Genomic DNA, 12,242 nt, shown 5'->3' with positions numbered 1-12,242 from the left:
ACCTCAAATCTCAAATCTCAAATTTCAAATTTCAAATCATTCCACCGCTACAGAATCATCACCTCTGCCGTCTGCCACAGCATGTAAAGTTCCGTCTTCGTCCACGAGGATCATTTCGGTTCGTCCAAGCTGTCCCCAGTATTCAGAATGATAGCCTAAACTTTCAAGTTTTTTGACTGTTGTTTCCGGGAAATTTTTCTCAAAAGCCACCCATTCCGGCAGCCACTGATGATGAAATTTTGGACTATTCACGGCGAGATTGGCATTCAATTTAAAATCGATAACATTTACAACAGATTGAAACACCGAAGTGGGAATCGTTGTACCGCCTGGTGTTCCCACAACCATAAAAGGTTTGCCGTTTTTCATCACAATCGTGGGAGTCATCGAAGAAAGCATTCTTTTGCCTGGCTGAATTTCATTGGCTTTGCCGCCCACTGCTCCAAACATATTCGGAACGCCGGGTTTTACAGAAAAATCATCCATTTCGTTGTTCAGAAAAAATCCACCTCCTGAAACAACAACTTTACTGCCGTAAAGACCGTTTAGGGTAGTGGTAACGGCCGCAGCATTGCCATCTTTATCGATCACAGAAATATGAGTAGTTTCGGTAGATTCTTTAGGTTGCTGAACAATTTTTCCCACTTCCGCACTTGGGGTTGCTTTGCTGAAACTGAAATTTTTCCATCTGTTTTTAAGATATTCATCAGAAATCAGATAGGAAGTTTTATCACTGATGAAATTTGGGTCGCCCATATATTCAGCTCTGTCGGCGAAAGCTCTTCTTTCTGCTTCAATCATTATCTGTACTGCTTCTGTAGAATTCTGCTGGTATTTTTCAAGGTTTTCAAATGATGACATTTTCAGCATCTGTGCCAGCAGAATTCCACCGCTGGAAGGGAGTGGCATTGAAATGATATTATTTTCTTTATACCAGAAATTTAAGGCTTTTCTATCAACCACTTTATAGTTTTTAAGATCATCAGCATTGATTATCCCGTTGCCGTTTTTCATTTCCGAAACTATCAATTGAGCTGTTTTCCCTTCATAGAAACCTTTAAGACCATCTTTTTTTATACGTTTCAAAGTTTCTGCGAGTTCTTTCTGAATTAAAATATCTCCCTGTTTCCAGTCTGTGCCTTTAGAGAAGGCGACAGAATTTTTATTATGTTTACGGAATTCAGTTTTGTGATGATTCAGAAGTTCTGCTTCCTGTCTGGTGACTGCAAAACCTTTTTCGGCGAGATCTATAGCGGGCTCAATAAGTTTTTCCATTGGAAGTCTGCAGTACTTTAAAGTTGCAAAAAATCCTGCAACGCTTCCGGGAATTCCTACGGCGAGCCGTCCGTTTTGAGAAAGACTGGTATCTGCATTTCCATTTTTATCAAGATACATATCCCGGAAAGCACTTTTGGGAGCGGTCTCACGGTAATCAATGCTGAAGTTTTCTCCGCTATTTTTTACTCCAACTAAAAACCCGCCACCACCGATGTTTCCGGCCTGTGGATAAACTACTGCCAAAGCGTATTGTGTTGCAACCACTGCATCGTAGGCATTTCCTCCCATTCGCAGAACTTTCGCGCCTGCTTCACTTGCCAAAGGATGAGCACTTACAACAACGCCTTTTTTAGAAACTTTTACTTCTTTTACAATCTGAATATCTGTGTATTGTGCTGATATAGAACCACCTGAAAACAACAGGATATAAATAATTCTTTTCATGATTAAAATTTACAGACTAAATTACAATTTTTGTTTCACGGTAGTCTTTAAAATTTTTACTTTTGCTTTCAGTCAACCAATAAAAATTAAAAATGGAGTCTTTCACAGAAAAAATACTTATTACAGGAGCTTTAGGACAAATAGGAACAGAACTTACGAATCGCCTTGTAGCTATACATGGTGCTGAAAATGTGGTGGCTTCGGGCCTTGACAGATATCAGAAAGATATGACTTCTGCAGGTTATTATGAAAGAATGGATGTTACCAATACCCAGCTCGTGAGACAGGTGATTAAAGATTATGAGATCACTACGGTATATCATTTGGCTTCCCTTTTATCTGGAACTTCAGAAAAGCAACCAGTTTTTGCCTGGAAATTAAATCTTGAGCCATTGCTTCAATTTTGTGAAATGGCGAAAGAGGGGTTGCTTAAAAAGATCTTCTGGCCAAGCTCCATTGCTGTTTTTGGAAAAGGAATTCCGAAGGAAAATGTTGGGCAGGATGTGGTTTTAAATCCAACAACAGTGTATGGTATCTCTAAAATGGCAGGTGAAAAATGGTGTGAATATTATTTTGATAAATATGGAGTAGACGTAAGAAGTATCCGTTATCCTGGGTTGATCTCATGGAAAACTCCTGCAGGTGGTGGAACTACAGATTATGCTGTAGAGATTTTTTATGAAGCCATTGAGGAAGGCAGATACACCAGTTTTATTTCAGAAGATACAGCAATGCCAATGCTTTATATGGATGATGCCATCAATGCAACACTGAAACTTATGGAAGCTCCGAAGGAAAGTTTAACTGTCCGTTCGTCTTACAATTTAGGAGGAATGTCTTTTACGCCAGCCGAACTTTCAGCTGAAATTAAAAAAGAAATTCCGCAGTTTAAGATAGACTACAAGCCTGATTTCAGACAGCAGATTGCAGATTCCTGGCCGGCATCGATTGATGATTCTGTGGCTAAAAAAGACTGGGGATTAACTTACGATTTCGGAATTTCTGAAATGACAGAAGATATGATTAAGAATCTAAAAATTAAACTTAATAAATAATTTATAATTTAAAGTATATGTTTAATTTTAAATTGCCAAATATTTATTAAATAGTATTTTATAAATTCCATCTAAAATTTAATTGAATGATTTTACTCACTTTTAATATCATAAATTCTGACGCTGAAACAAAAAATCCGGCTGGAATTTCGATGGTTGAAAAGCTGAAAATTACAGAAGAAAATACAGAATCAATTTTAAGAATTTTAGATGAGCATGACATCAAAGCCAGTTTCTTCATTGAAATTTCAATCATTGAAAAACTGGTGCAACTTGTAAAAGCAATCTCGGCTCAGGGGCATGAGGTTGCTTTTTATAATGAAAATTCCACTCTGGCAAAAATCGACGGTGTAAAAAAACAGACTGAAGATTTACTTGAAAAACAGATACGTGGAATCCGGCAGAAAAATGAAAAATATGCCTTGGAAGAACTGAAATCTCTGAACTTTACCTACGTATCAAACATCGATCATTCAGATATTCTTTTTCCGTTTAAAAGGCTGAAAAGAGACACAGAAATTGTTGAAGAAAATGGGGTGAGTATTGTTCCGGAAAGCATCTCGCCTTACAGTCAGCTGCCTTACAATGATTTTGTTTTTCAGGCTCTGCCAATGCATTATTATCAAAATATGGTTTTTGAAACGCTCAAGAATGAGGAGTTTGTGCTGATCTACGTAAATTCCTGGCAGTTTACCGATTTCAAAAAATATGGCTTAAAGATGCCTTTCTACCGACGTTATAACTCGGGCAAAAAAATGGAGGACAAACTCAATGCCCTCCTTACTTTTATCAACGGGAAAGAACTTGCGACTTCCCGTATGAAGGATTTTATTTTTTAGTTGCGGGTTGCGGGTTGCGTGGTTCGGGTTAAGCAATTATAGACAATCTTTTTGTAAAAGAAAACTGAGCGCAGCATTCATCTCAAATTTCAAACTCCAAATCTCAAATTAAAAACTACGAAAGTTCAAAAAGCGTAATCTCCGGCAAAACACCAACTCTTCCCGGATAAGCTAAAACTCCGAAACCTCTGTTGACATAAAGCAATTTACCTTCACTTTCATACAAATCTGCCCATTTCGGATATTTGTACTGAACGGGTGACCACTTTACGTTTTTCAAATCTAAACCAAACTGCATTCCGTGAGTGTGACCTGAAAGTGTTAAATGAACGTTTCCAGCGTGTTTCTTAACAATCGCATCGAAGTGGGAAGGGTCATGGCTCATGAGTATTTTTGGAGCAGATTCGGGAACACCTTTGAGGGCTTTATCTAAATCTCCATACTGAGGAAATGGCTTAAGACCCCAGTTTTCAATTCCTAAAATATACAATTTGTCACCGTTTTTTTCAATAATGCGGTGTTCATTTCTTAAATTTTCAAAACCAGCCTGCTTTTCGTAATCAATCAAAGTTTCAAGATTATCAGACTTAGCTTTTGGCGACTTCCAGGTTACGTAATCTCCGTAATCGTGATTTCCTAAAGTTGCAAGTTTTCCGTCTCTAGCCTTGATCTTTGAGAACAGTGGGATAAAAGGCCTGAATTCTTCTGCTACATTATTCACCATATCTCCTGTAAATAAAACAAGATCAGGTTTTTGGGCATTAATCAGATCAATCGCATGTTTTAATTTTTCAGGATTGGGAAAACTCCCGCTGTGAACATCAGAAATCTGTATGATTTTGTAGCCTTTAAAACTTTTTCCAAGTCCGGGAATTTTAATTTTTACTTTTCTTACTCTGTGTCTGAATTTTCCAAATGTAATCCCGTCGATAAACAAAGCAGAAAATGCTCCACCAAGACCTAAGCCAACAAGACTCAGGAATTTTCTTCTTTCGGGAAAGAAATGTTCACCCGCTTTTGTAAAGTTGAAAAGATAGTTTCCTGTGCGGAAGATATCATCCACGAGGAGGAAAAGGACGGCAAAAATCTTCGGAAGCATAAAAATCAAAAACAGCGAAACCGTAAGATGAAGCCGTGTAGGATCTTTGTCTGCACGGGAAATATGGGTGAGTTCATAAATGAAAAGCCCGTAAACAGAGAGGGTCACCGCCCAATACGCAATTCTGATCCAGAAATTATCTGTAAGTGTTTTTACAGCCTGATAAACGTAGATTTCCAGAACAAGGAAAATGGCGGCAATAATTATAAAATTCTTCTGCATAATATTTAAAAAAAGCACAAAAGAGATGTCCTTTGTGCTTTGTATTTTAATTAAAATAAATTTTAAGGAAATCTGTAAACGATCGCATTGATGTTCATGCCGGCACCTACCGAAGTCATCACAATGTTACCTTTATCTTTAAACGAATGACCTTCCATTTTACCTTTTATTATTAAATCAAACATGGTAGGAATGGTGGCCACAGATGAATTTCCAAACTGCTGAATCGTCATTGGAGAGATAGCGTGATCATACTCTTTCACATCGTAAAGCTTGTGAAGCCTGTCTATCATGGCATAATCCATTTTAGCATTAGCCTGATGAATTAAAACTTTGTCGATATCCTCAATAGACAGTCCTGCATCATCAATTGTTTCTTTGATCGCAGATGGAACATTTTTTAAAGCATATTCGTATATTTTTCTGCCCATCATTCTGATGTACAGTTTTTTATCGTCAAAACCCTGATTGATTGATGCGCCGTTGCGCAAATATTCAAGCTCCGGACCGTTGTCGCAGATGGTATTGTGAGAAATAATCCCCACATTTTCTTCTTCAGTAGCCTTTACAACTACAGCCCCGGCACCGTCAGCAAAAATCATTTTATTTCTGTCATAAGGATCCGTTACTCTGCTTAAAGTTTCTGAACCTACTACCAAAATCGTTTTGGCTACACTGGCTTTGATAAGGTGGTCTGCTAAAATCATGGCTTCAACCCAGCCCGGGCAACCGAAAATCATATCATACGTAATACATTTTCTGTTTTTGATGCCTAAATGATTTTTTACTCTTCCCGCCATGTTGGGCATAAAGTTGGCTGCCCCGTTGGTACCTACTTCGCCGAAATTACTTGCATAAATAATGTAATCTAAATTTTCACCATCAACACCAGCATCTTCTAGAGCTATTTTTGCAGCTTCGTAACCAATTTTTGAGTTTGAAGTGTCTTCGCCGATATATCTTCTGTTTTCAATTTCTGTAATTTCTACAAATTTTGAAATAATTTCTTCTGTAGGTTTGTCAATTTTTTCACCTTCGTCCGTGTAAAATTCAGAATTTAAGAAAAAATCTCTTCCTATAATTCGGTCTGGAAGATAAGAACCGGAGCCAATGATGATCGTATTAGGCATTTTTATACAATTTTTTTAAGGAGGCAAAGTTAATAATTAATATTAATAAGAAAGAATTAAAATTATTATTAAATTTGCAAAAATTCTACTTTACATACTTATGAAAAACAATCCTTCTTTAAAAGGTCTTTTGATTGCATTGGTGGCGTTTGTGGGAGCCTTTGGGATTTATTTCTTCTTTCTTGCAAAGAAAAATTATTACGTAGTAGACAATCCTACACCCAAAACTTTTTATTTTAAAATAAATAACGGAGCTGAAGGAATTATATCTTCGGGACAGACTGTTGCTGTAGATCTTTCAAAGGGTAAAAACAGCATCAAAGTTTTTGATCAGGAAAAGAAATTAATCTACGATTCTGCGTTCGAAGTAAACAAAGTGAGAGGGCTTATAAATCTGGCTCATCAGGATTATTACATCAATGAGCAATTTTATGGGTACAACCTAAAGAAAGATTCATTACTTTTGGCACTTGATAAGACAATGATCGACGGAAAAGCATATTACGGCGGGGCAAAACATTTTAATAAATTATATACAGAAGATTTTTATTACAATGTAGACGAAGAATATGACCGGCTGATCAAAAACATTCAGAAAGTAGAATCCCGCTCAAAGATTTTCAGAAAGCAGGATTATCTTAATTATTATAACGAATATTATAAGTTTTGACAAAAGATATCAATAATGTGACGCCTTACAATTCTGAGGCAACGAAAAAAAGCCAGGTGGAGGATATGTTTGACAATATCGCTCCGAAGTATGATCTTCTCAATCACGTTTTATCTATGAAGATTGATGTGCTGTGGAGAAACACCCTGGTAAGCTGGATGAAGAAAGATGCGCCTGAGGAAGTTCTGGACGTAGCTACAGGAACCGGAGATTTGGCAATTGCTGTTGAAAAAGGAACTCAGGCAAAAGTAGTTGGTTTAGATTTATCGCAACAAATGTTAAATGTTGGCGTTATTAAAATAAAAAAACTTAAATTAGACGGCAAAATTTCTATGCAGAAAGGGGATGCTGAAAACCTTCCTTTTGAGGATAACAGGTTTGATGCAGTATCAGTTGCATTTGGAGTAAGGAATTTTGAAAACCTTGAAAAAGGGCTTTCTGAACTGAGAAGAGTAGTAAAAGAAAATAAAAGTATTTATATTCTTGAATTTTCTAAGGTAGAAGGTTTTTTAGCGCCATTTTATATGTTTTATTTCAAAAACATTTTGCCCGCAATTGGCAGATTGGTTTCTAAAGACAACAGAGCCTATACGTATCTTCCCGATTCTGTGAATGCTTTTCCGTTTGGCGAAAAGATGAAGCAGATTCTATTGAATACAGGATTTAAAAAAGTTGAATATAAAAAACTAAGTTTAGGTATAGCCACAATTTATAAAGCAACAAAGTAACCTATGAATAAATTTTTATTAAAAGCACTGGTTTTTGCCTCAGTAAATATCGCAGTTTTTGCAGATGCACAATTCAGAACCCGTAACAGGATGGATAAGTTGGAGAGTTTTGATCAGCAGAAGGTCAGCTGGGGTTTTTACCTGAATGGTAATATGATGGATTATCATATTAATCTGAATCCCAGATACGGTATGGATGGGAACAGAAACCTTGTTACATCAAAACCAAGTTACAGCTTTGGGGCAGGGCTTATCGGAAAACTTAGAATTAATGACAACCTTGATCTGAGAATGGAACCAGGCCTGCAGTTTGGTCAGAGAGAAGTTGTTTTCAATACACAGTCAAACGATCAATATCAAAACGGAACATTAACCAATGCTCCTTTTGCACCATTGGGTCTTGCGGAAAAAGATACGCACAGACAGATCAAATCTACTTTGGTAGACGTTCCTGTTTTGCTTGAGCTTCACGGTGACCGTTGGTACAATTCAAGACCGTACATTGCTGCAGGTGTAAACTATATTGTTAACCTTCAGTCTAATTCAGATTCTACAGAAGATAACCTTCAGCAGGTTTTCAGATCAACAACGCATAACTTTGCATGGTCTGCAGAATTCGGAGTTCAGTTTTATTTCAATAAATTCAAGCTTACACCTGCTGTAAGAGGTACTTTCTTTATGAATAATGAAATGGTTGCAGATAATGCTACCACACCGCCTTACTGGTCTGCTGCAGTATCTACACTTCAGACAAGAGCGGTAATGTTTGTTCTTAAATTTGAGTAATTTAATTATATGATATTAAAGGAGATACAGAAATGTGTCTCCTTTTTTTGTTTTAAACCTAAATATCATGGTTTTTATTTTTGTTCGTACCATTATTTTCCTATTTTTGTGATAAGTTAGAATATCAACCTGAAATGCTTCAAGAATTAGAAAATCAATTTTCGGAACTGGAAAAAAAGATTCAGAATCTTCATAAAAGTTATCAGAATCTTTCCGAGAGATTTTCAGAATTAAATGCAGAGCATACCGAGCTGAAGAAGAAGTATGATGAGGAGAGAAAAAAAGGTCAGGTCTTAGCAGAAGAACAGAAAAATATAAAATTGTATTCAGCAATATCAGGTAATCCTGAACACAACAGGCTCATGAAAAACCATATCAACAGATTGGTAAAAGAAGTAGACTTTTGTATTGCACAGCTTCAAAACAGTGGATTGTAATGGATGTAAGAAGAATAACCATCAACATTGCCGGAAGAGTATATCCGCTGAACGTACCCGCAGCAGAAGAAGAAACACTGCGTAAAGTGGGGAAGCAGATTGAAAACATGATTAAAGATTTTGAACAGAATTTTGATGTAAGAGATAAACAGGATGCGTTAGCCATGTGTGCCTTAAAACTGGGTACCAACGCAGAAATGGTGTCTCTTGCCAACGAAAAAAATATAAAATCTGCAAGCGAAAGATTAGTACACATCAACCGCATGCTGGAAGAAACAGGGAAATAGATTTTTTTTCCCAAACAGACTGCCTACAATAATTCTAACACATTAAGGTAAACTCAACGCTAAACAATTAACGTTCGAATGTCTTTTCAATGGCGTGCTGCTTTACGCAGATTACAGAGAGAAGAAATCAGAACAAATCGTGAAGATATGGAGTTTACTCTAAATCTCTGAATTGTTGTGGGCTTTTTTTATGTAACAAAAGACAATTAAACTCAATATAAATATGACAACAACCGCTATAATTATAAGCGTTATTTGTTTGATAGTGGGTGCAGTGGCTGGAATGATGTTTTCCAAAAGCTCACTTAATACCAAAGCAAAATTCATCATCGATGATGCCAAAAAAAATGCAGATAATCTTCTTGAAAAAGCCACTTTACAGGCAGAATCTGTTAAAAAAGACAAACATCTTCAGGCGAAAGAAAAGTTTTTAGAGCTAAAATCCCAACATGATGCAGATATTCAGGCTCGTGAGAAGAAAATGCAGGATGCCGAAAAACGCACCAAAGACAAAGAAAACAAGCTGAACGATGAGCTTAGTAAAGCCGGAAAATTGGAAAAAGATCTGGACAGACAGATCGCTGATTATGCCAAAAAGAACGAATTCATCGAAAGAAAACAGCAGGAACTCGATGCTGCTACTGCAAGAAAGATCGAGATGCTTGAGAAAATTTCTAATTACACAGCAGACGAAGCCAAAGCAGAATTAGTGGAAACTTTAAAAGCAGAAGCAAAAACCAGAGCTCAGGCGCACGTTCAGAGCATTATGGAAGAAGCTCAGCTGAATGCAAAAAGTGAAGCAAGAAAAATCGTTATCCAGACCATTCAGAGAATCGGCACGGAGCAGGCGATTGAAAATTCAGTATCTGTTTTCAATATTGAATCTGACGAAGTAAAAGGTAGAATTATCGGTAGAGAGGGTAGAAATATCCGTGCATTAGAAGCGATGACGGGAGTTGAAATCATCGTTGATGATACTCCGGAAGCAATCCTTCTTTCATGTTTTGACCCAGTGAGAAGAGAAATCGCAAGATTATCCCTACACAGACTGGTAACAGACGGTAGAATTCACCCGGCAAGAATTGAGGAAGTGGTAGAAAAAACCAAAAAGATGATCGAAGAAGAAATCATCGAAGTTGGTAAAAGAACCATTATTGATTTAGGAATCCATGGTTTACACCCAGAGTTGGTGAAGATCGTCGGTAGAATGAAATACCGCTCGTCTTACGGACAAAACCTTCTTCAGCACTCAAGAGAAGTAGCGAATATCGCTGCAACAATGGCTGCGGAATTAGGCTTAAATGTAAAAATGGCCAAAAGAGCCGGTCTTCTTCACGATATCGGAAAAGTTCCTGAACAGGAATCTGAACTTCCACACGCACTTTTAGGAATGCAATGGGCCGAGAAATATGGAGAGAATCCTGAAGTGGTAAATGCCATCGGAGCTCACCACGACGAGGTGGAAATGACTTCATTGTTATCTCCAATCATTCAGGTTGCAGATGCAATTTCGGGAGCGAGACCGGGAGCGAGACGTCAGGTTTTGGAATCTTATATCCAAAGACTGAAAGATCTTGAAGCTGCAGCTTTAAGTTTTGAAGGTGTTTCTTCAGCTTACGCGATTCAGGCGGGTAGAGAACTGAGAGTGATGGTAGAAAGCGGAAGAGTGAATGACGAGCAGTCTGCGCAGCTTTCTTATGACATCTCAGAGAAAATTCAGAATGAACTGACGTATCCTGGGCAGGTAAGAGTTACGGTAATCAGAGAAACAAGAGCTGTAAATATCGCAAGATAATTTTTCAGTTTATAATATTAGAAAACCCTTTCAGGCAACTGAAAGGGTTTTGTTTTTAATCAATCTGGCGGAAAATTATTTAAAGAAGTATGGATTGTTTTTAATGTAATTCCTGCTCATCTCAATACTCTCGAAAATATCTTTATCACTCGAATCCTGCTCTACAAACCAATGTTCCAGGCCTGCTTTTTCTTTGGCCTTAAAAATCCTTATAAAATCAATCGTTCCATTGCCGACTTCTGCAAAGTTTTTTGTTTCGGCTTTCATGTCTTTCACATGCCATAATGGAAAACGTTTGGGATACTTTTCAAAATAAACCAAAGGATCGAGACCGGCTTTTGAAATCCAGTATAAATCCAATTCCATTTTGACAAGGTCTGAAGATGTGTTTTCCAGAATGAAATCATAGAAATTTCGCTTTTCATCCATTTTCAGAAACTCAAAATCGTGATTGTGATAGGCGAGTTGAATTCCATTTTGTTTTGAAATTTTTCCTGCATTTTCTAATATTTCAGGGAGTTTGCGGTAAGATTCCACACTTCTTTCTGCTTCGGGAAGATAGGAGCAGACGGCATATTTCGCTCCGATAAAATTCAGATCTTCTAAAGTTTTTTCCCAATTCTTGAGCAAGGTTCCGTTTTCATTATCTGTCATTCCTGTGCGGTGGTGCGAACTGATCACTTTTAAACCATTACTTTTTAAGATTTGATTAAATTCTTTCGCCGTTTTTCCGAAGAAAGTTTCGTTGTAACCATAAATTTCAAATTCACTAAATCCCAGTTTTGCAAGTCGCTCAAAAGTTTCTTCTAAATTTTTTGAAATCGAATGACGAACAGTATATAACTGAATAGCCAAAGCTTTTGTCACATGATTTGTTTTGGAAATCCCACATGAAATTCCAAGAAATCCTAATGATGATAATGCTAAAAAATCTTTGCGGTTCATATTATTTAAAGAAAAGGTTTCATCTCATCTTCAATCTGCGTTCTCAGCTCCATCAGGCGTTTTGCGTATTTTTCCTGCTGCTTTTCCTCGTCTGTTTCTGGAATCCATCTTGGAACCGGAAGCTTTTTTCCATTTTCGTCAACGGCCACAAATACAATAATGCAGTGTGTTTTCTTATCAAAAGTGGGTTGCTTTAAATTCCTTGAAAAAACATTGATTGAAATATGCATGCTTGACGAACCGGTATAAATGACCTGAGCCTCGACCTTTATAATCTCACCGATCTTGATAGGTTCATAAAAACGAATTCCGCCGACGTAGACGGTTACAGAATAATTTCCGCTCCAAGTTGTTGCGCAGGCGTATCCGGCCTGATCGATCCACTTCATTACGCTTCCTCCGTGTACATTTCCTCCGTAATTGACGTCTGATGGCTCAGAAATAAACTGAAAAGTCACTGGTTTATTATCCATATATCATAAATTTTTACTAAAGGTATTTAATAATTCTTAAAATCGTATATTAAA

The 12,242-nt window shown here is 37.2% G+C and carries 13 protein-coding genes; 8 read left to right on the top strand and 5 right to left on the bottom strand.

Annotated features, from left to right (window positions below):
- Positions 1-36: 36 nt before the first annotated feature.
- Positions 37-1,722, bottom strand: coding sequence for a gamma-glutamyltransferase (gene ggt, locus ASG31_RS08570; protein ID WP_056030649.1), 1,686 nt, complete (start codon positions 1,720-1,722; stop codon positions 37-39).
- Between the two features lie 92 nt (positions 1,723-1,814).
- Between ggt and ASG31_RS08565 the strand changes: the two genes are divergently transcribed.
- Both ASG31_RS08565 and ASG31_RS08560 read left to right on the top strand, forming a co-directional pair.
- Positions 1,815-2,777, top strand: a complete 963-nt coding sequence (locus ASG31_RS08565; RefSeq protein ID WP_056030645.1) for an NAD-dependent epimerase/dehydratase family protein — start codon at positions 1,815-1,817, stop codon at positions 2,775-2,777.
- A gap of 86 nt (positions 2,778-2,863) precedes the next feature.
- Positions 2,864-3,616, top strand: a complete 753-nt coding sequence (locus ASG31_RS08560; RefSeq protein ID WP_056030642.1) for a polysaccharide deacetylase family protein — start codon at positions 2,864-2,866, stop codon at positions 3,614-3,616.
- Positions 3,617-3,731: 115 nt separating this feature from the next.
- Here the strand turns inward: ASG31_RS08560 and ASG31_RS08555 are convergent, their stop codons facing one another.
- Entirely contained in the window at positions 3,732-4,937 is a 1,206-nt protein-coding gene (locus tag ASG31_RS08555; RefSeq protein WP_056030639.1) for a metallophosphoesterase, read from the bottom strand.
- A gap of 62 nt (positions 4,938-4,999) precedes the next feature.
- Positions 5,000-6,067, bottom strand: coding sequence for a 3-oxoacyl-ACP synthase III family protein (locus tag ASG31_RS08550; RefSeq protein WP_056030636.1), 1,068 nt, complete (start codon positions 6,065-6,067; stop codon positions 5,000-5,002).
- 100 nt (positions 6,068-6,167) lie between these two features.
- Here ASG31_RS08550 and ASG31_RS08545 point away from each other — a divergent pair, with 100 nt between their 5' ends.
- The 6 genes from ASG31_RS08545 (at position 6,168) to rny (ending at position 10,770) form a co-directional block, all read left to right on the top strand.
- Positions 6,168-6,737: a hypothetical protein gene (locus tag ASG31_RS08545; protein WP_056030633.1), complete on the top strand. Its 570-nt coding sequence runs from the start codon at positions 6,168-6,170 to the stop codon at positions 6,735-6,737.
- Entirely contained in the window at positions 6,734-7,465 is a 732-nt protein-coding gene (gene ubiE, locus ASG31_RS08540) for a bifunctional demethylmenaquinone methyltransferase/2-methoxy-6-polyprenyl-1,4-benzoquinol methylase UbiE (RefSeq protein ID WP_056030630.1), read from the top strand. The genes ASG31_RS08545 and ubiE overlap by 4 nt, the downstream gene beginning before the upstream one ends.
- 3 nt (positions 7,466-7,468) lie before the next feature.
- Positions 7,469-8,251 (top strand): porin family protein, encoded by a 783-nt coding sequence (locus ASG31_RS08535; RefSeq protein WP_056030628.1) that lies wholly within the window; start codon positions 7,469-7,471, stop codon positions 8,249-8,251.
- 134 nt (positions 8,252-8,385) lie between these two features.
- Entirely contained in the window at positions 8,386-8,688 is a 303-nt protein-coding gene (locus ASG31_RS08530) for a hypothetical protein (protein ID WP_056030624.1), read from the top strand.
- A complete protein-coding gene (locus ASG31_RS08525; RefSeq protein WP_056030622.1) occupies positions 8,688-8,975 on the top strand; it encodes a cell division protein ZapA in 288 nt (95 codons plus the stop codon). The genes ASG31_RS08530 and ASG31_RS08525 overlap by 1 nt, the downstream gene beginning before the upstream one ends.
- A 223-nt stretch (positions 8,976-9,198) precedes the next feature.
- Positions 9,199-10,770 carry a ribonuclease Y gene (gene rny / locus ASG31_RS08520; RefSeq protein WP_056030620.1) on the top strand — a complete coding sequence of 524 codons (1,572 nt, stop codon included), beginning with the start codon at positions 9,199-9,201 and terminating at the stop codon, positions 10,768-10,770.
- 75 nt (positions 10,771-10,845) lie between these two features.
- Here the strand turns inward: rny and ASG31_RS08515 are convergent, their stop codons facing one another.
- Together ASG31_RS08515 and ASG31_RS08510 are read right to left on the bottom strand one after the other, a co-directional pair.
- Positions 10,846-11,715, bottom strand: a complete 870-nt coding sequence (locus tag ASG31_RS08515) for a sugar phosphate isomerase/epimerase family protein (protein ID WP_056030618.1) — start codon at positions 11,713-11,715, stop codon at positions 10,846-10,848.
- Positions 11,716-11,720: 5 nt separating this feature from the next.
- Positions 11,721-12,188, bottom strand: a complete 468-nt coding sequence (locus ASG31_RS08510; RefSeq protein ID WP_056030614.1) for an acyl-CoA thioesterase — start codon at positions 12,186-12,188, stop codon at positions 11,721-11,723.
- Positions 12,189-12,242: the final 54 nt, after the last annotated feature.

It is taken from the genome of Chryseobacterium sp. Leaf404, assembly GCF_001424145.1.
Taxonomy (GTDB): domain Bacteria; phylum Bacteroidota; class Bacteroidia; order Flavobacteriales; family Weeksellaceae; genus Chryseobacterium.
The sequence above is the reverse complement of the archived record's forward strand: the minus strand, read 5'-3'. Positions and strand labels throughout refer to the sequence as shown.